At 46.8% G+C, this 24264-nt stretch carries 22 protein-coding genes and 1 pseudogene; 19 read left to right on the top strand and 4 right to left on the bottom strand.

Annotated features, from left to right (window positions below):
• Positions 1-201: 201 nt before the first annotated feature.
• The 3 genes from tsaD to Q0372_RS06190 all read right to left on the bottom strand — a co-directional run bounded on the left by tsaD (position 202) and on the right by Q0372_RS06190 (position 5326).
• The gene (gene tsaD, locus Q0372_RS06200) at positions 202-1209 is read right to left on the bottom strand and encodes a tRNA (adenosine(37)-N6)-threonylcarbamoyltransferase complex transferase subunit TsaD (protein ID WP_298103870.1); all 1008 of its coding nucleotides are present in this window, start codon (positions 1207-1209) and stop codon (positions 202-204) included.
• A 291-nt stretch (positions 1210-1500) separates the two neighbouring features.
• Positions 1501-2895 carry a cell envelope integrity protein CreD gene (gene creD / locus Q0372_RS06195; protein WP_298103867.1) on the bottom strand — a complete coding sequence of 465 codons (1395 nt, stop codon included), beginning with the start codon at positions 2893-2895 and terminating at the stop codon, positions 1501-1503.
• Positions 2896-3256: 361 nt separating this feature from the next.
• The gene (locus Q0372_RS06190; RefSeq protein ID WP_298103864.1) at positions 3257-5326 is read right to left on the bottom strand and encodes a TonB-dependent receptor; all 2070 of its coding nucleotides are present in this window, start codon (positions 5324-5326) and stop codon (positions 3257-3259) included.
• Between the two features lie 285 nt (positions 5327-5611).
• Between Q0372_RS06190 and exbB the strand changes: the two genes are divergently transcribed.
• The 13 genes from exbB (at position 5612) to Q0372_RS06125 (ending at position 16951) form a co-directional block, all read left to right on the top strand.
• Positions 5612-6031 carry a TonB-system energizer ExbB gene (gene exbB, locus Q0372_RS06185; protein WP_040304198.1) on the top strand — a complete coding sequence of 140 codons (420 nt, stop codon included), beginning with the start codon at positions 5612-5614 and terminating at the stop codon, positions 6029-6031.
• The gene (exbD, locus tag Q0372_RS06180; protein ID WP_005872149.1) at positions 6032-6415 is read left to right on the top strand and encodes a TonB system transport protein ExbD; all 384 of its coding nucleotides are present in this window, start codon (positions 6032-6034) and stop codon (positions 6413-6415) included.
• 3 nt (positions 6416-6418) lie between these two features.
• On the top strand, positions 6419-7273 hold the full coding sequence (locus Q0372_RS06175) for an energy transducer TonB (RefSeq protein WP_298103862.1): 855 nt from the start codon (positions 6419-6421) through the stop codon (positions 7271-7273).
• A 343-nt stretch (positions 7274-7616) separates the two neighbouring features.
• Positions 7617-8564, top strand: coding sequence for an NAD(P)-binding domain-containing protein (locus Q0372_RS06170; protein ID WP_298103858.1), 948 nt, complete (start codon positions 7617-7619; stop codon positions 8562-8564).
• On the top strand, positions 8561-9802 hold the full coding sequence (locus Q0372_RS06165) for a methyltransferase (RefSeq protein ID WP_298103852.1): 1242 nt from the start codon (positions 8561-8563) through the stop codon (positions 9800-9802). Before Q0372_RS06170 ends, Q0372_RS06165 begins: the two co-directional genes overlap by 4 nt.
• A complete protein-coding gene (locus tag Q0372_RS06160; RefSeq protein ID WP_298103849.1) occupies positions 9795-10166 on the top strand; it encodes a YkgJ family cysteine cluster protein in 372 nt (123 codons plus the stop codon). The genes Q0372_RS06165 and Q0372_RS06160 overlap by 8 nt, the downstream gene beginning before the upstream one ends.
• Positions 10133-11977 (top strand): hypothetical protein, encoded by a 1845-nt coding sequence (locus Q0372_RS06155; protein WP_298103847.1) that lies wholly within the window; start codon positions 10133-10135, stop codon positions 11975-11977. The genes Q0372_RS06160 and Q0372_RS06155 overlap by 34 nt, the downstream gene beginning before the upstream one ends.
• 2 nt (positions 11978-11979) lie before the next feature.
• Positions 11980-12774, top strand: a complete 795-nt coding sequence (gene trpC, locus Q0372_RS06150) for an indole-3-glycerol phosphate synthase TrpC (RefSeq protein ID WP_298103845.1) — start codon at positions 11980-11982, stop codon at positions 12772-12774.
• Between the two features lie 682 nt (positions 12775-13456).
• Positions 13457-13645, top strand: coding sequence for a hypothetical protein (locus Q0372_RS06145; RefSeq protein WP_298103843.1), 189 nt, complete (start codon positions 13457-13459; stop codon positions 13643-13645).
• 94 nt (positions 13646-13739) lie between these two features.
• The gene (locus Q0372_RS06140) at positions 13740-14237 is read left to right on the top strand and encodes an HIT domain-containing protein (protein WP_298103840.1); all 498 of its coding nucleotides are present in this window, start codon (positions 13740-13742) and stop codon (positions 14235-14237) included.
• Positions 14237-15238, top strand: coding sequence for a bifunctional 3,4-dihydroxy-2-butanone 4-phosphate synthase/GTP cyclohydrolase II (locus Q0372_RS06135; protein ID WP_298103838.1), 1002 nt, complete (start codon positions 14237-14239; stop codon positions 15236-15238). Before Q0372_RS06140 ends, Q0372_RS06135 begins: the two co-directional genes overlap by 1 nt.
• Positions 15235-16392: a DNA polymerase IV gene (locus tag Q0372_RS06130; protein ID WP_298103836.1), complete on the top strand. Its 1158-nt coding sequence runs from the start codon at positions 15235-15237 to the stop codon at positions 16390-16392. The genes Q0372_RS06135 and Q0372_RS06130 overlap by 4 nt, the downstream gene beginning before the upstream one ends.
• A gap of 19 nt (positions 16393-16411) precedes the next feature.
• Positions 16412-16951, top strand: a complete 540-nt coding sequence (locus Q0372_RS06125) for a hypothetical protein (RefSeq protein ID WP_298103834.1) — start codon at positions 16412-16414, stop codon at positions 16949-16951.
• Between the two features lie 67 nt (positions 16952-17018).
• Here the strand turns inward: Q0372_RS06125 and Q0372_RS06120 are convergent, their stop codons facing one another.
• A complete protein-coding gene (locus tag Q0372_RS06120; RefSeq protein WP_298103832.1) occupies positions 17019-17435 on the bottom strand; it encodes a hypothetical protein in 417 nt (138 codons plus the stop codon).
• Between the two features lie 174 nt (positions 17436-17609).
• Here Q0372_RS06120 and lgt point away from each other — a divergent pair, with 174 nt between their 5' ends.
• The 6 genes and pseudogenes from lgt to Q0372_RS06090 form a co-directional block, all read left to right on the top strand.
• Complete coding sequence (gene lgt, locus Q0372_RS06115; RefSeq protein WP_298103830.1) at positions 17610-18428, top strand: prolipoprotein diacylglyceryl transferase; 819 nt, start codon at positions 17610-17612, stop codon at positions 18426-18428.
• A gap of 94 nt (positions 18429-18522) precedes the next feature.
• Positions 18523-19206 (top strand): fumarate reductase cytochrome b subunit, encoded by a 684-nt coding sequence (locus tag Q0372_RS06110; protein ID WP_297904688.1) that lies wholly within the window; start codon positions 18523-18525, stop codon positions 19204-19206.
• A 10-nt stretch (positions 19207-19216) separates the two neighbouring features.
• Complete coding sequence (locus Q0372_RS06105; protein ID WP_298103828.1) at positions 19217-21235, top strand: fumarate reductase flavoprotein subunit; 2019 nt, start codon at positions 19217-19219, stop codon at positions 21233-21235.
• Positions 21228-21965 (top strand): fumarate reductase iron-sulfur subunit, encoded by a 738-nt coding sequence (locus tag Q0372_RS06100; protein ID WP_298103826.1) that lies wholly within the window; start codon positions 21228-21230, stop codon positions 21963-21965. Before Q0372_RS06105 ends, Q0372_RS06100 begins: the two co-directional genes overlap by 8 nt.
• 315 nt (positions 21966-22280) lie before the next feature.
• Positions 22281-23018 (top strand): hypothetical protein, encoded by a 738-nt coding sequence (locus Q0372_RS06095; RefSeq protein ID WP_298103825.1) that lies wholly within the window; start codon positions 22281-22283, stop codon positions 23016-23018.
• 177 nt (positions 23019-23195) lie between these two features.
• Positions 23196-24264 (top strand): annotated as a pseudogene (locus Q0372_RS06090) (hypothetical protein); the annotation flags it as partial.

Genomic DNA, 24264 nt, shown 5'->3' with positions numbered 1-24264 from the left:
CGCAGCGGCAGCGGCATCGATGGTGGTGCGAGCACGAAAGGAGTTTGGCAAAACGTGGCGTGAGCCTGAAACGCGATGTGTAAATTCAAAGTGAATTTTATCCAAACTCAACCGTGAGCGAGCGCGAGATAAAATTTCACTCAAACGCCCAGCGCGTAAGAAACCGCTAGCGGACGCAGATTATTTGTAAATTTTAAAATTTTACTCAAACGCCGAGCGTAGATTTAGATGCGGGATGATCTCAAGCTCTGCGGGCGAGACAAACTCCTTTTTGCGCAGCTTTTCTATCGCCGCGCGCGCGATCATAGCGGCATTGTCGGAGCAAAATTTCATCGGCGCGAAAAGCATCTCGCAGCCCGCCCGCTCGCACAAATCCGTCAAAAGCCCGCGCAGATGCAGGTTCGCGCTTGCTCCGCCCACGACGCCGAAGCGCGCAAAGCGGCGCAGCTCAAAGATCCGCTGTAATTTATCCAGTATGTGCGCACACGCCGCGTCCTCAAAGCAGCGCGCCAGATCGCGCATTGCCCGCTCATCTAGCTCGCCCGCCTCTTTTAGCTTTTCGATCTGCACGCGCACGGCGTTTTTAAGCCCCGAAAAGCTATACTCCAGCCGCCTGTCGCCCTTCAGCGGCACGGGCAGCTCAAACCGCGGCTCGCCGCCTTTTGCGAGCTCCTCGATGAGCGCGCCGCCCGGGTAACCGAGGCCTAGCATTTTGGCGATCTTATCGAAGCTCTCGCCGAAGCTGTCGTCGCCGGTGGTCGCTAAAATTTCGATACCCCCCGCAGTGTCGATATCCAAAACCATCGTATGCCCGCCGCTAACGAGCAAAACGCCCATCGGAAATCGCGCCTCGCCGTGCAAAAACAGCGAGTAAACGTGGCCTACGAGATGATTTACGCCGATGAGCGGCAAATTTAGCGCAAGCGCGAGCGCTTTTGCCATATTCACGCCGCCGATCAGGCTCACGCTGAGCCCTGGGGTATTGGTCGCTGCGACGGCGCTAAGCTCGCTAAAATAGGGCTTTGCGCGCTGCAAAATCCGCGGCAGCGCCTCCGTATGCAGCCTCGCGGCAAGCTCGGGCACGACGCCGCCGTATTTGGCGTGATCGGCCTCCTGGCTTATTTTTTCGTAAAATTTCAGCTCGAAACTGCGCTCATCCATCACCGCGACCGAGCTGTCGTCGCAGCTGCTCTCAATAGCAAGTATCACACAAAATCCTTAAAATTTTTCGCTCATTATACTCAAAAATCGGCGCAGATGAAATTTTAAAATTTAAAGCGGCGTGATCTAAATTTTGTTTTTGTCGCGATATACTCCCGCTCGCGGGGCTAAATTTTAAAATACGCCGTTCGGCTCGGTCGCGGTTTGTCTGCCGCGGCGAGTAAAATTTCAGATAGATGAAATTTTGGCAGTCGAAATTTAGCGGGTAAATTTAAAAAGGCCTTTGGATTTTAAAACTCCAAAGGCCGTTGCGATTAAATTTAGCGGTAAATTTAAAGGCTAAATTTCGGGCTCTTGCTCTTGTTTTTTCTCGCCGCTTGGAATCGCGGTGTCGTACCAATCAAGCTTGCGTGTAAAATACATAACGAGCGAAATCACCGCAAATATCATCAAACTTCCCATTAATAGGGCGTAGTCTTCGGAATTTAAGATGACATAGAGGATCGCGTATGAAACGAGCTGAACGCAAGTGATGAAAATGCCCCAGCGCGCGCCTTTAAAAATCGCGCTCGCGTAGAAAAATACTATCGCGCTGACCGCGATCGCCGAGATAGCATAGCTAAGCGCAAAGCCCATGTGTTCGGAGAGTGAAAGTACCAGCAGGTAGAAAACGACGTCTTCCAGGCCGATGAGTAGATACTGGATCGGGTGGATGCGTTCGTGAGTGTAAACCTCGCACAAAAAGATCGCTAAAAACGGCACCGCTAAAAATAACAGCGCATAATCCGTGCAACGCTTAATCAGCGAGTAGTTGTTCACGGGCTCGATGAAGCCGATACTTACGGCGTCGTTTCTATCGTCGTAGCTGCGCCGGCTCGTCATCGCAATCTGCGTGTCTTGATCTGCGAGCCACGCAGGAGCAATGCCTGCGGCTAAGCCTGTAACTTCCCACGAAGCTTTAAAGCCGTTAGCGCTTACCTCGCGCGATTTGGCGATAAAGCCGCCGCCAAAGCTAGGCGATGCCCAAGTAGAGCTAATTTCAAAACGGCTATTTTGCGCGATCGGAGCTAGATGAAGTGCCTCGCCGCCTTGGATTTTAAGCGTACCGCTGATGCTAAAATCAGACGACAGCGCGGAAGCGGGGAGCTTGTAGATTAAACTACGATCGAAAATTTTAGCCTCGGTGTTGCCGTGATATTGCTTAAGCTCCTTGCCGTTTAAGCTTAAAGCGGGGGAGGCGGTGAAGGATTTTTGATTGCCTACGCCGAGCACTAGCACGGCTTCGTCGAAATTTAGCCGCGCAGGATCGACGCCGAGCTCGGTATAGTTTATCGCCTCAAAGTCCGCTTTTAGCGCGAAGTCGCCGTTATATATCGGGACGCGAAAAATCCCGCGCTTTAAATAGGTGGGGTCGATCTCCGCCGCGAGGGAGTAGTTTTTAGGCACGATGATGAAATTTTTCTCTACGCGCCTTTTTACGAGCTCGTTGTTGCTTTTGTCTATCGCTTCGATTACCTCTGCATAGGGCACTACGATCGCAAGGCCCTGGATTTGCAGCTCGCCGCCCACCGGCGTGAGGATCGAATCCTGCGCGAGCTGCTTGGTTTCGGAGCGCGAGTAGGTGAGGTTATCGATAAAGCTTAGCGGAATTAACAGCAGCAAAAGCAGCACTAAAACTATGAACGGTTTCGTCCAAAACGCCCCGCGAATGGCGTTTTTAGTAGAATTTAACAAAGGCTCTCCTTTTAAGTAGAATTTAAAACGGAATTTTAACGATGAAGAGTAAACGGACGGCGCTTTAAGCGGGAGGAATTTTATAAATTCTAAACGAGTTTCGGATGTGAAGTGCTGCGGATATCGCTTTGAATTTTTGGAATTCCGCTGCACGCTAGAATTCCATTTTGAATGAGAATTTTGCTATTCGCAAGAATTTTACGAGAAAATTTATGTTAGTAGAATTTAAAAGCTTGAAATTCTAAGTCTAAGAATTTCAAATTTATAAAACCCTTAGAATTTTGAAATTCCAAGGGTTTTGAATTTTTAAAATTTCGCCGCTTTAGCGTGCAAAATTTCGTACCGTCATCTCGCGTAAGCTTTAAAATTTATACGCCACACTTAGCTTGAAATTTCGTCCCGGCTCCCAGTCGATAGCGTTTGAATCACCGGTGAAATCGGCGCTGCGCTGCGAGTGCGACGCGTAGGCTTTATCAAAGAGATTGTAAACGCCCGCGTTGATCTCAAGCCCTTTAAATCGCCCGCTATCCGGAGCGTAGGTCACATATAGATCGTGAACCGCGTAGCTAGGCACTTTTGTTTTTTCGTCGCTATTTGCGGAGGCTACGTTTTTGGAGTTGAAAAAGAGCAAGTTATAGCCCAGCAGTAGATCCGCCGCAGAGATTGCGTACTCGGCATTGAAGGTGTATTTATCGCCATAGTCGCGGTAGCCGATGATGTTTGAGCTTAGATAGCCCGAGCCGCTGCGCACGCGGTCTTTATATTCTACGTGCTGGTGGGTGTAACCCGCAGCAAGGCTCAAATCATCTAATATTAATCTTGCGAAAAGCTCGACGCCGTCAATATCCGCGCCGCCCGCGTTAGCCCTGCATAAGGTGCCCTGCGCGCCTCCCGGGCAGCCGATAACGCCGCTGCGAGCGTTGTTATCTACGATGAGATTTTTATATTCCGTTCTGAAATACTTCGCAGTTAGGCTTACCGAGGAATTCTCCCCCAGATCGCTTTTGTAGCGACCGCCTATTTCGTAGGCGTTACCCGTAGTGGCTTTTAAATTTTCATTAGCCATCCAGCTTAGCGGTCTGCCGCGGCTAGTGCCCGCAGCCATCATGCTCTCCATTACGTCAGGTCCTCTAAATACTCGCGCATAGCTGGCAAACGCTCCAAATCCCGCGCCGATCTCGTAATCAAGCGCCAAAGCGGGGCTCACTTCGTCAAATTTATATTTGTAGCTAGAGATATTAGCACCTCTGCCGTTATAAGTCTTTAGCTCGTGCCTTTCGTAGCGGATGCCAGGAGTTACCGTAAGCCCGCCGTAGCGCATAGCATCCTCTAAATAGACGCTGTAGTTATCGACCTTTTCGGGGCGTAGATTGCCGGGCTTGACGTAGTTTTCCGAGCGGTAGTAATCAAAGCCATAACGCAACGTATGAGCAAGATCGCCCGTTTCAAATTTACTCTTAGCGCCGATTTTGCCGCCTTTGGTCTCGACGCCCCATTTTACGTTCGTCGAAGTCGATCCGATGCGTTGATGCTTGGTGTAATATCCCGTGATGTCGAGTTCTAGCAGGTCGCTTGGATTATACGTGTATTTGATTGTGTGTGTATCGCGCTCGTATTTGCGGTTATCCAGCTGTCCGTTTAGCCAAGAGCCGAATTCCGGGCGCAAAGGATACAAGCCTTTATACTGCATATGCTCGGTAGATAGCGAAATTTTATGAAAATCCAAAAAGCTATAGCCCACTTTTAATAAATAATTTATGTCGTTGCCATCGCCGCCCGTAGGTTTGCCGTTGCCCGATTCGCCGAAGCCGTATCCGTAGTGCTTAAACGCAGCAAGCATATCTAGGCTATCAAACGCTCTGCCGTAGAGCATCGCACTTTGCGAATAGCCCTCGTTGTTGCTCGTATAGCCCACTTTGAGCTTGGCACCGATATCTTGACCATCTTCGAGCAGGTCGTTGGCATCCACAGTCTTAAAAGCTACCGAGCCGCCCAAGGCGCCCGAGCCGTTCACGATCGAGCGCGCGCCGACATCGACCTCTACGGCTTTGATAAGATCCGGATCGATTAGCAAATCGGCGTTGTGATGGAAGGTATTGCCGTTTTGCTTCGCGCCGTCAATCGTGATATTTAGACCGCGATCGCTCACGCCGCGCATATAAATTTTTTGATTCATGCCGTTGGTACCGCCCACATACACGCCCGGAATATCGCGAAATACGTCTTTTACGAGCGTAGCGTTGCGGGTGTTGATTTTGACATCATCCACGGTGCTAGGTGTGCTAGAATCGCTAGTAACTTCGATTACGCCTAGGCTTTGCGTATTTAAATCCTTGCTTTTGGATACGTCCGTAGCGCTTGATTTCTCGTCTGCTTGTGCGCTTAAGCAAAGAACCGCGCACAAAGACAAAGCCAGATGAAATTTTTTCATACGAAACTCCTAAATGATAATGAGAGTAAAAAATGTGAAATAGTATAAAATTAATCCTTTATTTTATATTAATTATCAAGACGTTTTAAAATCATTAGAATTTTATCTCCGAATGCTTTATTATCATTAAATAAAGCTAAATGATAAAATATAATTTAAATATCGATCATCAAAATTTTAGTAAAAATTAAATCTACTTTTGATAAAATCGCTCATTTTTTTGGCAAGGTGCTTTGCTGAATTTATAAAAATTTTTAAAATTTTTAAGGAGAGCTTATGGGCATTATGGAATTTTTGGCGCATTACGTGGATTACATTATCTTTGCGATCCTCGGATTTATGAGCTTTTTAGTCGTATGGTTTACTATCGAAAGGCTGCTTTTTTATTCGAAGGTTAAGGCGAGCGATTACAAAAGCAAGGCGCTATATGAAGAGGCTCTGACAAAAAATTTAACGACACTTTATATTGTTTATTCAAATGCTCCGTACATCGGTCTTTTAGGTACTGTCATCGGCATTATGATCACATTTTTTGATATGAGTACTGCAAGCGGTATCGATACCAAGGCTATCATGCAAGGTCTCTCGCTTGCCCTTAAAGCTACGGCTACCGGTCTAGTAGTCGCCGTGCCTACGCTTATCATCTACAACGGTTTCGTCCGTAAAGTTGATGTGCTTCTAAATCGCTACGATGAGGTTAAATAAATGAGCATTCCTAGACGAGACGGGCTAAATATCGTCCCGTTCATCGACATTATGCTGGTGCTGTTAGCGATCGTGCTTAGTGTCTCGACTTTCATTGCGCAGGGGCATATTAAGGTAAATCTTCCATCTTCTTCAAGCTCGCAAAACCCGCAAGAGGATAAAAAAGTTACCATCAAAGTGGATAGCGAATCTAAAATTTATCTAGACGATGTCGCAATAAGCGAGGATGAGCTTGAGAAAAAAATTGCCGCGCTCGATAAAAACGATCTTGTCGTATTGAAAAATGATAAAGACTCGAAATTTTCCTCTTTCATTTCGATCATGGATGTCCTAAAAAAGGCAGGCCATGAAAAATTTGCGATCGTGACCGAAAAAGAGCAATGAATAATGAATAAAGATAGCGCAATAGGCTTCATCGTATCTTTGGTGCTGCATTGCATCATCGCTGTGGGTGTTTTTGCTCTTTTATCGTCGGCACCGAAGCCGCCTAGCATGCCCGATATGATAGCCTTTTCCATCGATAGCATAATGGATGATGCCAAGCAGGGCGATATCTCCGATGAGCCCAATATCCCGCCTCCTTCCGATCAGTCTGAACCGGATCCTGAGCCAGAGCCCACTCCGCCGGAGCCGGAGCCCGAACCCGAACCGGAACCAACTCCGCCTGAGCCGGAGCCAATACCGGAGCCCGAGCCGATTCCTGAACCGGAGCCTATACCAGAGCCCGTAGTCGAAAAACCGAAACCGGTCGAAAAGCCTAAGCCAAAGCCGGTAGAAAAACCAAAACCGATCGAAAAACCGAAGCCTAAAAAAGAGCATAAAGTTCAAAGCAGCGATAGGAATTTAACTGCGAAGTTTGATCCGACAAAGCCTATTTCGCTGGGTAGCGGCGGGGGCGGCGGCTCTAGTAGTGCAGGTGGTGGTAGCGACGCTATAACAAGCCGCGGAGATCCTAGCAATAGCGATGTCGGTAAGAAAATTTTCGCCATCATTTCTCGCTACGCGCAGTCGCACTACCCTAAAAATGCGCAACGTATGCGTAAAATCGGCGTCGTAGGCGTGCACTTTACCTATACGGCAAGCGGTGATGTTAAGGGTCTTCGCGTTACGTCTTCTTCTAATGTCGATTCGCTTGATGAGGGCGCATTAAGCGCAGTCGAGCGCACCAAAGGTAGCTTTCCAAAGGTCGAGAAAGATATGGAATTTAACTTTAGCATAAAGTATACGCTAAATTTTAACTAGCCTTAAAAATTCTACTAAAACCTCTGCAAGAGCGGTGAAATTTTAAAATTTCACCGCTCTTATCGCTTTATCTTAGCTCGCAAAATTCCATTTCGGCAAAGTGAAATTTTAAAATTTACTGCTCTTGCTGCCGCTTTTGCCGCATGAGCTTTTATAAACGGATTGGCGCCGTGAAATTTAAAATTTAAACGGAGAAAATTATGTCTTTTCAAATTTAGCCAAGCAAGCATCTTAAAGCGTTAAAATTTTAAATTTAAGCTGCGAAATTGCTAGGAAATTCCACTGATTTTAATGGAATTTTTACTATAATTTCGTATGAAATTTAAAAGATTAAAGGAAATTTATGATAGACGTTTACGACTTGGCGGTGATCGGCGGCGGTCCTTGCGGCATCGCTTCCGTAGTAGAAGCCAAAAGAAACGGGCTTGCGCATGTACTTCTGCTCGAAAAAGGCGACAACCACTCTCAAACGATTAGGCAGTTTTACAAAGATAAAAAGCGCGTCGATAAAGAATATAAGGGCTTTGACAGCGAGACGCGCGGCTCTATTTCGTTTGAAACCGGCACGAAAGAGAGCGTGCTAAATTATTTCGACGAGCTTTTAGATAGCGACGAAATCGATACGAATTTCAAAAGTGAAGTCGAAAAGATCGAAAAGCACGCAGATGAGTTTTATATCACGACTAGCTCGGCTGGATACCGCGCGCGCAACGTCATCGTCGCAATTGGCAGGATGGGCAAGCCTAATAAGCCCGCTTATAAAATTCCGCCTTCGATCACGCAACGGGTAAATTTCAATCTTGATAAATGCACGATTAATGAAAAAATTCTGGTCGTCGGAGGTGGTAACTCAGCTGCGGAATACGCTATAGCGCTGTGTAAAACCAATGTCGTGACGCTTTGCTATCGCAAGGCTAAATTTACCCGCCTAAACGAGACGAACGAAAGCGACGTAATGCGCGAGACCAAATACGGCAACATCATCTTGCGTTTAGGCATCGATATAGAGGCTCTTGAAAATGAAAACGGCAAGATGCTGGTAAAATTTGATAATGGCACCGAGCTCGTATTTGACCGCGTGATATACGCGATCGGCGGCACGAGCCCGATCGATTTTCTTAAAAAATGCGGCATCGCTTACGATGAAAACGGCGTGCCGATCGTGGATGAAAATCTTCAAACTGCCACTAGCGGGCTTTACGTCGGTGGAGATCTCATCAGCAGAAGTGGTGGATCGATCGTGGTGGCGATAAATCACGCTCATACCATCATCAAAAATATCCGCAGATGAGGCTTTATCAGCCAAAAAAGGGTTATCGCTACACGAGCGATACGATTTTTTTGTGGAATTTTATAAGAAGCTCAGGCGTGCGTAAAGCTGACGCAGCATCGCAAAATGGCTCTTGGGCGCTGGGCTGTGGCGCGGAATTTAAAGGCGCAGCAGATAGAAGCTTTAATGCAAAATTTTGCGCTGCAAATTACGCAGGCGGCGAGACGGAATTTTGCACCGAGGATTGCGCTTTTAGCAAAGAAGAGTTGTATGTCCCTAACCATAGCACGGAGAATGATCGCGATTTTGGAAGTAAGGGCTGCGCTGAACTTAAGGCGGAATTTAAAATGGAATTTCAAGCGGAATTTCAGGAGAAATTTCAAAGCGAGCGCTATAAAAATTACGATTTTCAAAACGACGAAGCCTGGCATGCTTTAAAGCCTGATATCGCAAGCGGTGAAAATTTTAAATTTTGTGACGAACAAATCGCGCAGTCTTTAGAATCTCAAAAGACGCACGATAAAGATTTTGCGAGCAAATTTGAAGGCGCCAAAGCACGCGAGGATTTTGCTGCGGAGTGCTTGTTTGACGGCGGGTTTGCCGCTTGCAATGAGCGTAGCCTAAAAGGCGCGCTAAATCCGCGAGCGATATACGGCGACGTGCTGGATGTGGGCGCAGGATGTGGAATTTTAGGGCTTTTGCTAAAGCGCGATTTTAAAAGCATCAATCTAAGCTTGCTAGAAATTCAAGAGCGAAATTTAGAAATTTTAAGGCTAAATTCTTTGCAAAACGATCTGCCTGCCGAAATTTTGCACGCGGATTTTGCGGAGTTTAAAAGCGAAAAACGCTTCGATTTTATCGTCTCAAATCCACCCTTTTATCGAGAGCGCATTTCGCTTAGCAAAGAGCCTCATATGGCGCTTAGTAAGAGCGCAGCAAGCCTTAGCCTACGGGATTTTGTGCGATCTGCGAACGCTCATCTTAAGCCTGGTGGCACACTTATTTTTTGCTACGAGACGGGCAAGCTAGCTAAAATTTGCGAGCTTTTGGGCGAGTTTAGGCTAAATTTAACGAGGCTTGGTTTTGTCTATCCCGACATTTCAAAGCCCGCTAAACTCGCGCTTTTGCAGGCTCGTAAGAACTCGCGCTCGCCCTGTGAGATCGTCCTTCCGATCTATGCTAGCGCGCACGGAAGGCGCACCGCACAAGCCCACGCGATCTATAAAAGCGCAGATCTAACGAGCGTGGATTATGAGTGAGTTTGGCTTCAGCTTCGATGCTAGCGCATGCGAGCGCTGCGGCGGCAAGTGCTGCACTGGAGAGAGTGGCTATATCTGGATAGATGAGAGCGAGATTGCGGCGCTGGCGGCAAAATTTAAAATTTCGCCCGCAAGGCTTAAAGAGATTTATTTACAAAAAATAGGCGCTAAATTTAGCGTAAAAGAAAAGCCCTTTGAAGGCGGCTTAGCGTGCGTATTTTTTGACGAAGCGCAGCGCAATTGCGGGATTTACGAGCTGCGTCCGAAGCAGTGCCGTAGCTTCCCGTTTTGGGAATATTTTAAAACGCATACTAAAGAATTGGAGGAAGAATGTATCGGGGTAAGGTTTTTGGCGGAATTTTAATCGCGGCGATGATTTTAGCACCGCAGTATCTAAGTGCGGAAAGTGGGACGAATGCTGCAGCAGCGAAGCAGTCCGTTACGGATAAAAAGGCGTCTGATAAGAATTCCAGCATTGGCACAAAAAACGGTGCAAAAGAAGCAATTAAAAAGAGCTTGATAAATCGCGGCGTAAGCGCTAAAAGTATAACCAAAGAAAAGCTAAGCCACGCGATGCGAGCGCAAGAAGACGCCGAGCTAAATTTCGATTTGCTTACAGCTTTGGAGCTACTGCATAAAGATCCCGTCGCATCGATGTTTTTATATGAAAAGGCATACAATAAAACGGGCTCGTCCGTTTATCTGCTAGAAGCGCTAAAGACTGCTTTTGCGATCAAAGATCGTAAAAATACGGCGCGCTATTTAAAGCTCGGCGAAAAAAGCCTAAACTCAGACTCCGAGTATCTGCGAGTAAAGATCGGCTACTACTTAGGCATTAAAGATAATCTAAATGCCAATACTGCTGCTCTTAAGCTAGTCACCGTAGATCCCATTTCGCGTAGTTACGCGATCTTAGCGGCGACATATTATGCGATGGAGAATTTTACTTTAGCCAAAACCTACTTTGAAAAAGCCTATGAACTAGACAAAACTGACGAAAATCTCATCAGATTATGCGACGTGCTGCTAAATAAACTCGATGATTCGGACGGAGCGATCCGCATCATCGAGACGCACAGGCGCATCTACGGCTGCGCCCAGGGTATGGCGTGCGAGCTGCTAGCTGATGTGTATCGCACGAATAAACGCTATTTGGATGTCGCTAAGATCGATGAAGCGCTGTATGAAGCCAAAGGGGATAATAAATTCTTGGACGATATGATAGCGATTTATTACTACTCAAACGACTTTGATAAAATAATCGAGCTTTTGAAGAAATACGACTACAAGCGCGAGCTTCTAATCGATGCCTACGCGCATAAAAAAGACTATAAAACCGCGATTAAAATGGCACGCGATGAGTTTATGAAGACCAAAAATTACGACTTTTTGGCGATCGAGGCGATCTACGAATATGAAAGCGCGGGCAAAAGCGTGGACGCTAAAACCCTGTCTAGCGTAGTGGCAAAATTTGAAAATATCGCGCCGCAACTTAAAGACCCCGTGCACCTAAACTACTACGGCTACATCTTAATAGATCACGATTTGGACGTTCGCAAGGGCATCGAGCTCGTCCGCCGCGCTCTACAAAAAGACCCCGACTCGCCGTATTATCTGGACTCGCTTGCTTGGGGATACTACAAGCTTGGCGAGTGCGACAAGGCTAAAAATGAAATGGCTAAGATCAAAGACGCAGAATTTTTTAATTCCCCCGAAGGCAAAGAGCATTTGGAGGCGATTGATGCGTGCGCCGCTGGCATAGGCGTAGCGCCGCAGAATTCTATATCGCAAAACCCCGCTACGATAAAAGGCTCCACGCCGAAAGATCAGGCGCCGCAAAGCCCGGCAATAAAAACTCCTTCGCCTAATTCCATAAAATCTACGGCGCCCGAAAGCTCTGCGTTAGATTCCGCACGTCCGAGCTCCGCTGCAACGCGTGATTTAACGCCAAAAGACTCCGCTTCACAAAATTCTGCCGGGTCTGCAAATTCCGCGATTCAAAACCAGACACCAAATTCCGCGGCTTCTGAAAATTTTGCGACGCCTATAAATTCCGCCGCGCAGAATTCTGCCTCGTCAAGACAAAATTCCGTATCGAGGCAGGATTTTATGCCAGAGCAAAATTCTACGTCGAAAGAGCATGCTGGCTCTAAAACCCAGACGCCAAGGCAGTAGCGATGATTTTGGATGAAATTTTAAAACGCACTCGCGAGGATCTGGCGCTTCGTAAAGAAAGACTACCCGAGGATCTGCTCGGCCGCTCGCTAAGCGCCAATCCCTACGAGCCGCGCGACGTCATAAGCGCGCTTAGAAGCGATGAGAAAGATCCGCTTCGCATCATCGCCGAGATTAAAAAGGCAAGCCCAAGCAAGGGGATCATCCGCGAGGATTTTGAGCCGCTAAGCCTTGCCGTGGAGTACGAAAATGCAGGTGCGAGCGCCTTTTCGGTGCTTACCGAGCCGCATTATTTCAGAGGCGATTTGGAGTTTATCCCGCAGATCCGCCGCTACACTCGTACGCCCATTTTGCGCAAGGATTTCATCATAGATCGCTATCAGGTTCTCGAGGCGCTGGTTTACGGCGCGGATTTTATCCTGCTGATCGCCAAAGCGCTTGAGCGCAAGGAGCTAAGAGAGCTGCTCGAGTTTGCCCGCAGGCTGGGACTTGAGGCGCTGTGCGAGATCCACGATAAGGACGATTTGAAAAAAGTGGTCTTTGCAGGCGCCGATATTATCGGCATCAACCATCGAAATTTAGAGACTTTCGAGGTCGATACGAGCCTGAGCGAGCGACTGATCCCGTTAATTCCAAACGGTAAGATCATCGTCGCCGAAAGCGGTCTGCACTCGCACGAGCAGCTTTTAAGCTTGCACGAGGCGGGCGTCGATGCGTTTTTGATCGGAGAGCATTTTATGCGCCAAAATGACGTCGGCGCGGCACTGCGCGAGATAAAGTTCGGCGCGGGTGGCTAAATTTAAATTTGGCTCGTTTGATCGCGCAGGCTTAAACCCGAAGCGAGCGGTTAAATTTAGCGAACGGAGCGAAATTTTAAGGCAGTAAATTTTAAAATCCGTAAAATTCGGCGGACTTTAAAATTTAACGGCTCTTTAAATTTGGCGCCGTGGCGCGATCTAATATCGCATGCCGCGTAAGAGTCCACGTTGCGCTTTAGCATCGTGAGTTTATTATTCCACGCCGCGCGAGCGGCTACGGAGCGAGGTTTAAATTTACGCTTTGTATAGCTTCGCGCAGGCGGGTTTGCGCTTGTGGAATTTGACTGCTTAGGATTGCGAGTTTGCCGCAATGCCCTACATGTCGTACGCTTACGCAAGCCTAGTATTGGCGATTATATACGGCGCCGTAAATTTAATCACAGCTCGCGATCTAAGTCGCCTCGGCTGCGATACGCCGCGATTGAGCCGCAGCTATGCTATGACCGCGCCGCGTTAAATTTTACCGCGTGTTGCGATGGTGATTGCAGCGCAGGTTTGGCACCGCGTACCGTGCCTGTGAGTGCGTCAAAGTTTTGTTATAATGCGCCGCGCAAACGACCGCGTAGATTTGATATCGTATGCCGCGTAGGCGTACGTGCTACGCTTTGGCATCGCGAGCTTATTATCGCATGCCGCGCAAACGGCTACGGTGCGGACTTAGATGCTATGTTTGCCGCGCGATGAGTATTTGCCAAATGCGTGTCCGCCACGGGCTTTCGATCCGCAAACATATATCGCGCAGAGTAAGTGCCTCGCGCAGTCTGGGATTGCAAAGCATGTCGCGCCTGCCACGAGCATAGCTCCGCATAGTGCGAGCAAGCGCGGGCTACGTAAATTTAAAATTTTATGAAATTTAGAAGTTTTAAATTCCAAATTTCATAGAATTTTGCGAAACGCAAATTTTAAAATTCCATAGAATTTTGGAATTTCGGAAAGGAAAAGAGATGGATTATCTTTGCGCCCCTTGGCGAAGCGAGTATTTTACCGAAAAAAGAAGCGGCTGTCCATTCTGCGACGCGGCGGCGGATGCGGCGTTCGACGATCGCAACGGCGTGCTTTTTCGCGCGCGGCATTGCTTCGGGGTGATGAACCTCTACCCATACAGCCCGGGCGCGTTTATGGTGATACCCTACGAGCACGCCGATAATATCGAGTGCCTTAGCGATGATGCGTGGGCGGAGATGAGCCGCTACGTGCGCGCCGGAGTGGGGATTTTAAAGCGCACGCTGGGCGCAAACGGCGTAAATATCGGCATGAACCTCGGCGCCGCCGCGGGTGCGGGCATAGCCGAGCACGTGCACTATCATCTCGTACCGCGGTGGCAGCGCGATACGAATTTCATCACGACGATCGCAAACGTCCGCGTAAACGGCGTTTCGTTCGCCCCGCTTTTTGAGAAGCTAAAAGCGGCATTTGTAGAATTAAATTTAAAGGAGCGATAATGATCAGCGTAGAGCAGGCGATTGAGGATCTGAAAAACGGCAAAATGCTCGTTATGGTCGATGACGTCGATCGCGAGAATGAGGGCGATTTGGTGTTTGCGAGCACCTTTAGCAGCGCACAGAAGGTAAATTTTGCGATCACGCACGCTCGCGGAGTGCTGTGCGTGGCGCTTAGCCCGCAGATTGCGCAGCAGCTAGATCTAAGCTTGATGGTCGATAAAAACACTTCGAGCCACGAGACCGCCTTCACCGTCACGATCGACGCAAAGGACGCTAAGACGGGCGTAAGCGCGTATGAGCGCAATATGACGATCGAGCTGATGTCGCGCGTAGGCGCTCGCGCGGATGATTTCGTCCGCCCTGGGCATATCTTCCCGCTCATCGCCAAAAGCGGCGGCGTGCTCGCCCGCACGGGGCATACCGAGGGCTCTACGGATCTATGCCGCTTGGCTGGGCTTTCGCAAAGCGCCGTGATCTGCGAGATCGTCAAAGACGACGGCGATATGGCGCGCAGGGACGATCTGGAAAAATTCTGCGCGCAGCACGGCATCAATATGATCTCGGTCGCGCAGATCGTGCAGTACCGCCTAAAACACGAAACCCTCGTTAAATTTAGCGAGCCCAAAAGCGCCATGCTGTGCGGCGAGGCGACGAAATTTTACGACGTGAGCGATCACGAGGGCAACGAGCACCGCGCATATATTTTCGGCGAGCTGGGAAAGAGCGCGCAGACGAATGTGAAATTTCATAAAATTTCAAGCGATCTGGAGTTTTTAAGCGATACGAAATTTAACGATTTCATGCGCGATCTGGAGATTTTGCGCAAAGAGGGCGGCGTGCTTTTGATGCTAAAATCCGCGCAAAATCGCGCCGATTTTAAGAGCTTCGGCATCGGAGCGCAAATTTTAGCACATCTGGGCGTTAGAAAAATCAAAATTTTAAGCAAGAGCGAGCCGAAAGACTACGCGGGGCTTAGCGGATTCGGGATCGACATAGTTTGATAGCTCACATCGATTTGGACAGCTTCTTCGTCTCTGTAGCGAGGCTTGCCGATCCCGCGCTTGCGGGCAAAAAGATCGCAGTCGTCGGAGGCGGCGACGAGGAGATTTTCGGCGGCAAGAGCGAGCTTGGCAGCGTAATTTTAAGCGCGAGCTATGAGGCCAGAGCGGACGGCGTGCACTCGGCTCAGCCCGTAAAACAGGCGCTTGCTCTGTGCCCACAGCTCATTTTGGTGCGCGCCAGACATGGCGAATACCGAAAAATTTCACGCGAAATTTATGAGTTTTTACTAAGCTTTACGCCCGAGATCGAAAAATTTAGCATCGACGAGTTTTTTCTAAATTTACGCGGCACGGCATACGACGCGGACGCGCTGAGCTTTGCCGCGTTTTTGCAAAGCGAAATTATGCGCCGCTTTAGCCTTCCTTGCAGCGTCGGGCTTAGCGAAGCAAAACTGATCGCAAAGCTCGCCACTAGCCTTGCTAAGCCCTTCGGCGTGCGGCAAATTTTAAAATCGCAAATCGCGCGCGAGCTATCCGCCGTGCCTGTGGCAAAATTCCCGGGCATCGGCAAGGCGGCGCAAAAAACGCTCGGCAAATACGGCATCATAAGCTTCGGCGACGCGCTAGGGCACAGAGAAATTTTTGAAAAGATGGGCGCAAACGGCAGGAAAATTTTCGCAGCCCTTAGCGGCGAAGATGAGGGCGAGGTCGTCTCAAAGCGCGAACGCAAAAGCATCGGCTTTGGACGCAGCTTCGCGCCGTGCGCCGATCGGGACGAGCTGCGGCGTAAAATTTTAATTTTGGCGCGCCATTTAGCGGGCGAAGTGCTCGCAAGGGACCTAAAGCCCACGACGTATGATCTAAAGATCCGCTATAAATCGCGCGAGGAGTTTTCGCACCAGATCAGCCAGGGTAGGGCGTTTAGCTTAAGCTTGCTGAGCGAAACCGCGCTTGAGCTGTTTAGGCTATGCGACGTGAAAAAAGGTGCGCAGATAATCCATATGGCGCTAAATCTTTCAAATTTTAGCGGCAAATCGGGCGGCTCGCTACTTTTTGGCGAGATCGATAAAAAGCAGCAGAGCTTAGATCGATCTTTAAGCAGGATTTGGGAAAAATTCGGCATCGAAAAGCTGAAAAAAGCGAGCGAAATTTGATTAAATTTAAAGGAAAAAGATGAAATTAGGCGAGCTATACTCGGTGATCTGCATAATCTTTGCGACGAATTTTAAAGGCGTGATAGATGAGCAGAAGTTGCGCGGCTTGGGCAAAAACTGGATCATCGTAAATAAAAATATCGAGAACAAAAACGGTCACGAGCTTTGGCAAAAGGTGCAGGGCGAGGACTACGCGGCGCTAGGGCGCGATTTTGAGGCGCTAAAAGAGGCGTTTGAGATGGATTTTTTCAAGCTCATAAGCGAAAGCGAAGTGGAGCTGTTTTATGAAAAATGCCGCTTCAAAAAGCCTTTTGCAGAGCTTAAAAGTGCTCACGCAGCCAATATGCTAGCGCTGCTTGCCATGATCTTTAAGCAAAACACGGATGCGAAATCGCATAAAATTTTGACGCTATATCTGGCGCAATTTATCATTCCTAGCTTTTCCGCGCTTGCTACGCACGTGCAGATAAACGCCAAAAGCAGCTACTACAAGGCGCTCGGGTGGTTTTTGGCGGATTTTTGCCGCGTGGTTAAAGAGACGCTGGGGCTTGGAATTTAAAATTTAGGACGCTCGCTCGGTGTTTTTTGCGTGTTCGACACGGAGAAGTGCTGCGTAGAGATAGAATTTAAAGCTTGCTTTCGGGATTTCTTGCGCTGTAGCCGATACAGCTCCTGCGAGCGCGACAAGCTAAGCAAGACGGGCGAATTTTATCTGCATTATCTGCGCGGATGCAAAATATCTGCCTTGCTGTTTTGTGCGTCGGCTTGTCATATTGCGCGTCGTTTTGAATTCTGCGCGGCATTCGGTATTTTGCATATGTGCCGCCTGATGTTTGTTTTGCGCGCACTGCGAGTTTTGCTCGGCGTTCAGTGCTCTCGTTTTGCGCCGCCTGCATTAGGGTATTGCGTGCTTTGTCTGCGTCGCGCCACTTTGCGTGTCGCTTCGTATGTCGTCTGGCATAGTCATTTGGAATTTTACGTGAGGCGCCTTGCGTCCCATCTGGCGTCGTCGCTTGAAATTTCATGCGAGGTGGTCTGTCCATCGTTTGACGCTATCGCTAGGATTCGCGTCTTACGTGTTTCGCGCGTGCGATCGAGCGTTCGAAAACTAAGTTTGGCGCCTAGCACTTGCGCCGCTTTGCGTCTTTTGCCGAGCATGCGTCACGCAGCGTCCGATGCGCGCCGTTAAATTTTAAAATTTAAAACAAAGGAAAAATTTGAATTACTGGAACGAAATTTACGCTCACTTTGATCCCGTGGCATTCAGCGCGTTTGGCATAAACGTGCACTGGTACGGCATTATGTATGTTTTGGCGCTACTTACGGCGCTATTTATGGCAAAGTATTTTGTAAAAAAAGACGGCCTTGGCTTTAGCGATAAGATGCTTGATCGCTACTTTATCTGGGTTGAAGTGGGCGTCATTTTAGGCGCGCGGCTTGGATACATTGCGATTTATTCGGGCGAGGCGGCGTGGTATTTCAGCCATCCGTGGCAAATTTTCAACCCCTTTCATAACGGCGAGTTCGTGGGCATTCGCGGTATGAGCTATCACGGCGCTGTCGTCGGATTCGTGATCGCGACGGTTTGGTTTTGCAAAAAATTTAAAACCGATATGTGGGCGCTGCTCGATCTCGTGGCACTTAGCGTGCCGCTTGGGTATTTTTTCGGACGCGTGGGAAATTTTTTAAATCAGGAGCTTTTCGGGCGCGAGACGAGCGAGCCGTGGGGGATTTTGGTAGGCGGCACATTACGTCACCCAAGCCAGCTTTACGAAGCGGTTTTGGAAGGACTGGTAATTTTCGTGATTTTATTTTTCTACCGTAAATTTAAGAAATTTAACGGCGAGCTGATATGTCTGTACGCGATGCTATATACGGCGTTTAGATTTTTCGTAGAATTTTTTAGGCAGCCGGACGACGGGCTTGGGTTTATATTTTTAAATTTATCGATGGGGCAAATTTTATCTTTAGTTATGTTTTTGATAGCAGTTTTCTTAAAGCAGTCTTTGAAGAAAAAACTAATTTGCAGAAATTAAATTAATCTAAAGTTAAAAAGTAATATAATCTCTTTACAAAAATGTAAATTTTCGTTTAGCGGGGATTTATAATCATCTTTTTTAAGGAGAACCTATGCTAGGTCGCATTGAAGGCTTTACGGGCAGATCCATAGACGGCAAAAAAAGCCGCATTATGGCTTTGCAAGACGTGGCGCAAAGCATCAGCGGGCTGATTTTGGCCTGTTTTATGCTGTGTCATATGATATTTACCGGCACGATTCTGATCGGTAAGGGCGCGTTTGAGGGCGTCGTACATTTCGCCGAACCGGGCGGAATTTATTTCGTCACAAACATCGTCGCTTTTGTAATTTTCGTGATTTTCGTGATTCACGCATTTTTGGCGATGAGAAAATTTCCGGCTAACTACGCCGCTTACAGAGCGTTTAAAGCGCACAAAATGCGAATGAAGCATTGCGACACGACGCTTTGGTGGTTTCAGTTTTGGACGGGATTTTTCCTATTTTTCTTTGCGGCGGCTCATATTTTAATGATCGTATTCGGTCCGAAAATTACTGCAGATCTTGCTATCGCTCGCTTCGGACAGCTTCACCTATTTTATTTCGTTTTATTGATTTTCGTAGTAACTCACGCTAGCATCGGAATTTATAGATTATATATGAAATGGATCAGCATAGACGGCACGAAGGCGGAAATTCAAAGGAAAAGAGCCCTCATCAAAAAGACGGTTTTTATCGTTTGGGGCGCATTTTTCTTGCTTTCGATAATCGCCGATTTCAAATGGTTAAGTTTAGAATAGGGAGCTTAGGATGAATGTAATATATTGCGATTCTTTAGTTATTGGCGGCGGTTTGGCGGGCTTAAGAGCTGCGATCGCTACCGGAGAGAAGGGGCTTAGCACTATCGTTTTGAGTCTAATCCCTGTTAAGCGCTCACACTCTGCAGCAGCTCAAGGCGGCATGCAGGCGTCGCTTGGAAATTCCAAGATGAGCGAGGGCGACAACGAGGACGTGCACTTTGCCGATACCGTAAAAGGAAGCGACTGGGGCTGCGATCAAGATGTCGCTAGGATGTTTGCACAAACGGCGCCTAAGGCGATCCGCGAACTTGCGGGCTGGGGTGTTCCTTGGACCAGGATTACTAGAGGCGAGCGAAGCGCTATTATCAACGCTCAAAAGACCACGATCACCGAAAAAGATGAGGTTCACGGACTTATTCACAGCCGCGACTTCGGCGGTACGAAAAAATGGCGAACCTGCTATACCGCCGATGCTACGGGACATACGATGCTTTTTGCCGTTGCGAACGAAGCACTAAAGCATAACGTAGATATTCATGATAGAAAAGAAGCGATCGCGCTAATTCACGCAAACAACCGCTGCTACGGCGCAATCGTGCGCGATTTGGTTACCGGCGAGCTGATCGCATACGTATCAAAGGGCACGTTGATCGCTACCGGCGGCTACGGCAGAGTATATAAGCACACTACAAACGCCGTCGTTTGCGAGGGTATAGGTGCTGCTATCGCGCTTGAGACGGGCGTCGCGCAGCTTGGAAATATGGAGGCGGTGCAGTTTCACCCGACCCCTATCGTTCCGAGCGGAATTTTGCTTACCGAGGGTTGCCGCGGCGACGGCGGAATTTTACGCGATGTGGACGGCTACCGCTTTATGCCGGATTATGAGCCCGAGAAAAAGGAACTTGCTAGTCGCGACGTCGTAAGCCGCCGCATAATGGAGCATATAAGAAAAGGCAAGGGCGTCAAAAGTCCTTACGGCGAGCACGTTTGGCTTGACATTTCGATCCTCGGACGCGAGCATATCGAGAAAAATTTACGCGACGTACAAGAAATTTGCGAAATTTTCAACGGCATCGATCCTGCCGACACCGAGGTAATAACCGACGAGCAGGGCAGAAAGCGCGGTAAAGGTTGGGCCCCTATCCTTCCTATGCAACACTACTCGATGGGCGGTATCAAAACAAAAGCTACGGGCGAGAGTCCAACGCTAGCTGGACTTTTCAGCGCCGGCGAGGCTGCGTGCTGGGATATGCACGGCTTTAACCGCTTGGGCGGAAATTCCGTCGCCGAAACCGTCGTCGCGGGCATGATCGTGGGCGAGTATTTTGCGGAGTATTGCCAAGGACACGATGTCGATATCAATACGCACGATATCGAAAAATTCGTAGATAAAGAGAAAAATTATATTAAGAGCCTGCTTGAAAAAGAGGGTAAATTTAACGTATTTGAGATCAAAAACAAGATGAAAGACGTTATGTGGGAGCACTGCGCGATCTTCCGAACCGGTGAGGGATTAGCCAAAGCCGTAAAAGAGCTTGAAGAGCTTTACAAGCATTCCTTGGACGTCAAAGTAAGCAATAAAGAGCTTTTCGGAAATCCTGAGCTTGAGGAGGCTTACCGCGTACCGAAGATGCTAAAGCTCGCGCTTTGTATCGCCAAGGGTGCGCTTGATCGCACCGAAAGCCGCGGCGCGCACTTCCGCGAGGATTATCCAAAACGCGACGATCTAAACTGGCTAAAACGAACGCTTGCAAACTGGAAAGAGGGCGATACTATGCCTACTCTAAGCTACGAGCCGCTTGATATTATGAAGATGGAGATGCCGCCTGCGTTCCGCGGATATGGCGCCAAAGGCAATATCATCGAGCATCCAGACAGCGCCGTGCGCCAAAAAGAGGTCGATGAAATTCGCGAGAAAATGCAAGCCGAGGGCAAAGGCAGATATGAAATTCAAGAGGCATTGATGCATTATGAATTGCAGCCAAAATATAAAGCACCTAACGAAAGAGCAGGTATAGGATATGAGTAGAAAAATAACAATAAAGGCATTTAAGTATAATCCGCTAAGCAAAATTTCAAAGCCGCACTTCGCTACTTACGAGCTTGAAGAGACTGACGGAATGACGCTGTTTATCGCGCTTAACGTGATTCGTGAGAAATTTGATCCCGAGCTAAGCTTCGACTTCGTTTGTCGCGCGGGTATCTGCGGTAGCTGCGGTATGCTCGTAAACGGCAAGCCGCAGCTTGCGTGCCGTACGCTTACTAAGGACTATCCGGACGGCGTGATCGAGCTTATGCCGCTTCCGGTTTTCAAGCTGCTAAAAGACCTCAGCGTCGATACCGGCAACTGGATGAACGCGATGAGCAAACGCGTAGAGAGCTGGATACACACCGATCACGAAACCGACATCTCAAAGCTTGAGGAGAAGGTCGAGCCGGAGGTCGCGCAAGAGGTTTTCGAGCTGGATCGCTGCATCGAGTGCGGCATCTGCGTGGCGAGCTGCGGCACCGCTATAATGCGAAAGGATTTCATCGGCGCCGTTGGTATCAACCGTATAGCGCGTTTTCAGATCGATGCGCTGGATAAACGCAGCGACGCGGATTTTTACGAACTAATCGGCGATGATGACGGAGTATTCGGCTGTATGACGCTGCTAGGCTGCGAGGACAACTGCCCTAAGCACCTTCCGCTTCAAAGCAAAATCGCATATGTTCGCCGCAAGCTTGCCGCTCAGGGCAAATGCGGCTGCGGCAAATAAAATTTAAGCGGGTTTTTCCCGCTTAAATTTATCTTCCAATTTTATAAATTTTACCTCGATAGACAAATTCCAAAATGCTTGGGTCAGGCAAGTGAAGTAGCTTTAAATTTAATACTATCCCAAGCGACAGAGAAGTAAAATACAAAATCGCTTAAGATCGCTAGCGAGGGATAAGGATTAATGCAGCAAGGCTCGAAGAGCTAAAGAAAATTCTAAACGAACGGCGTCAAAATGTGGAGCAGAGCTCTGGAAATAGTTTTAATCTTGAAAGCTTAAAATGCCCAATTCAAATAAACGGAATCTGGAACTAAAAAATTGTCTAGAAATTTTAATGATAGAAATTCCAATATAAATATAAATGCCCATTGTAAAAAAGAGTTAATAATAAAGGATTTTAGTGCCTTAATAGGTTTTTGCCAATTTTGTATATTAATATTGATCATAATACTTTCTCAAACAGGAATATTGTCTAATTTTGGTATTGAAAAATTTTCCGAATCAGAAGATTCTTATTTTTTCATTATTTTTTGCACTATTATTCCATTTATTAGAATTATTGAGCGTGATAAACCATTTAATAGGCGCTTTATAATTTTTAACGAAAAATTTATTTCGGTAGAAGTCGAAGGAATAAAAATCTTCCGAATAAATCTAGATGAAATTATTAAGATATCTAAAAATATGGATACTAGGACTTCTACACCAGAATATTTTCCAATTTCAAAAGAACTCTTCTATTTCTGTATATTTGCTACTATAATAACAATGATCTTATTTGTTTTTAAAGACTTTATAGTTGTATTTATATTGTTGGCCACAATATTCATTCTTCCAAAGAATTTAATTTGTACTGTAATTGGCGGCTTGGAAGCAAACAAAATATATGATCGTTTGGCGATATATTCTAAAGATGGCATCATAATAAATATTTTTATAAATTCTAATAAAGATTATTCGGAATTAAAGAGATACTTTTTATTACATAAGAGTATTAATATAGATAATGTTAGAAAAGAATTTACGATATTTCAAAAGGAGTTTAAACATGGATAAGAGAGAATTAAATGCACAAATTGAGCTTGATCGCGCAGAAAAATAATTTGTAAAATTTAAAGATAGTGCTCTGCTATTTTGTAATATAATTGAAGTTATGTTTCGTAAATTTAATATCCACTTAAGCTACAAAAGGCACAATAGGCAAACTTTCGAAATCACTAGTGAGGGATAAGGATGAACGAAGCAAAGCCCAAAGAGCTAAAGAAAATTCTAAACGAACGACATCAAAATTTAGAGCAAGGCTCGCAGGAAGATTTTAGTGCTCAAAATTCTGATGCCTTAAATTTTGATACTTCAGAATCCGATACCTCAAATTCAAATGCTTCAAATTTCAATGCCTCAGATTTAAATATTACAAATTCCAAGGCTTTAAATTCTAATGACAAAAATTCAGACGATCTCAATTTAAATGCAGAGCGCGGTAGAAAATTTCAAAATTTAGATCCAGACAATACTACTTTATTTAAAAATTCTAACGTTAGGAACTACGATAAAGATCCGATAGTAATCAAAAATTATGAAAAGTTTTTTGTTTATGCGCGGCTTTTTATAATTCTTCCGGTATCGGGTCTGCCGCTACTTCTTATTCGAGATATTATAGACTTCGGATATATCAATACTTACGAATATTTGCTGTCCTGCATGGCGCTATTACTAATCGCCGTTATTACTTATATCTTTACCGCAATACGCAATAAACGCGAAATAAGATTTACCGATCAATACATAGAATTTTTAGATAAAGGGGTCGTTAAAAGGCAGTGCAAAGTGGAAGAGGAAGTATTGCGTAGAAATTTTTCAACTGAAAATTTTCGCACCTCATCTTTTATTGTGCTAGTTGTATTATGTGTCGGTTCTCTGGGTCTTTTCTTGGTAGCGCTAATTTTTATATATATAATCAATATGCTTCTAAAACTAATCGTCTATTTCTATATTAACCGTTCTTTAAAAGGATTTAAAATTTTAGGTGCATTAATTGAAGAAGAACCGGATAAAGTTTCAGCGAGATGTGAAAAACTTTATGGAGATACAATTTATTTAGATTTTCCATCTGTAGGTGCAACACAAAATATAATGATGGCTGCAACTTTAGCAAGAGGAGAAACTATAATTGAAAATGCTGCAATGGAACCGGAAATTGTAGATTTAGGAAATTTTTTGAATAAAATGGGAGCAAAAATTTCAGGAGCGGGAACTTCCACTATAAGAATTATAGGAGTAGAAAAATTAGGGGGTACAGTTC

The sequence above is a fragment of the uncultured Campylobacter sp. genome (assembly GCF_937997405.1).
Taxonomy (GTDB): Bacteria; Campylobacterota; Campylobacteria; order Campylobacterales; family Campylobacteraceae; genus Campylobacter_B.
This window is presented reverse-complemented; position numbering and strand designations above follow the sequence as displayed.

Coding starts and splice junctions, on each gene's coding strand:
- Q0372_RS06190 (WP_298103864.1), bottom strand. CDS start 5,326: ATGAAAAAATTTCATCTGGCTTTGTCTTTGTGCGCGGTTCTTTGCTTA.
- exbB (WP_040304198.1), top strand. CDS start 5,612: ATGGAATTTTTGGCGCATTACGTGGATTACATTATCTTTGCGATCCTC.
- exbD (WP_005872149.1), top strand. CDS start 6,032: ATGAGCATTCCTAGACGAGACGGGCTAAATATCGTCCCGTTCATCGAC.
- Q0372_RS06175 (WP_298103862.1), top strand. CDS start 6,419: ATGAATAAAGATAGCGCAATAGGCTTCATCGTATCTTTGGTGCTGCAT.
- Q0372_RS06170 (WP_298103858.1), top strand. CDS start 7,617: ATGATAGACGTTTACGACTTGGCGGTGATCGGCGGCGGTCCTTGCGGC.
- Q0372_RS06165 (WP_298103852.1), top strand. CDS start 8,561: ATGAGGCTTTATCAGCCAAAAAAGGGTTATCGCTACACGAGCGATACG.
- Q0372_RS06160 (WP_298103849.1), top strand. CDS start 9,795: ATGAGTGAGTTTGGCTTCAGCTTCGATGCTAGCGCATGCGAGCGCTGC.
- Q0372_RS06155 (WP_298103847.1), top strand. CDS start 10,133: ATGTATCGGGGTAAGGTTTTTGGCGGAATTTTAATCGCGGCGATGATT.
- trpC (WP_298103845.1), top strand. CDS start 11,980: ATGATTTTGGATGAAATTTTAAAACGCACTCGCGAGGATCTGGCGCTT.
- Q0372_RS06145 (WP_298103843.1), top strand. CDS start 13,457: ATGCTATGTTTGCCGCGCGATGAGTATTTGCCAAATGCGTGTCCGCCA.
- Q0372_RS06140 (WP_298103840.1), top strand. CDS start 13,740: ATGGATTATCTTTGCGCCCCTTGGCGAAGCGAGTATTTTACCGAAAAA.
- Q0372_RS06135 (WP_298103838.1), top strand. CDS start 14,237: ATGATCAGCGTAGAGCAGGCGATTGAGGATCTGAAAAACGGCAAAATG.
- Q0372_RS06125 (WP_298103834.1), top strand. CDS start 16,412: ATGAAATTAGGCGAGCTATACTCGGTGATCTGCATAATCTTTGCGACG.
- Q0372_RS06120 (WP_298103832.1), bottom strand. CDS start 17,435: ATGGACAGACCACCTCGCATGAAATTTCAAGCGACGACGCCAGATGGG.
- Q0372_RS06110 (WP_297904688.1), top strand. CDS start 18,523: ATGCTAGGTCGCATTGAAGGCTTTACGGGCAGATCCATAGACGGCAAA.
- Q0372_RS06105 (WP_298103828.1), top strand. CDS start 19,217: ATGAATGTAATATATTGCGATTCTTTAGTTATTGGCGGCGGTTTGGCG.
- Q0372_RS06100 (WP_298103826.1), top strand. CDS start 21,228: ATGAGTAGAAAAATAACAATAAAGGCATTTAAGTATAATCCGCTAAGC.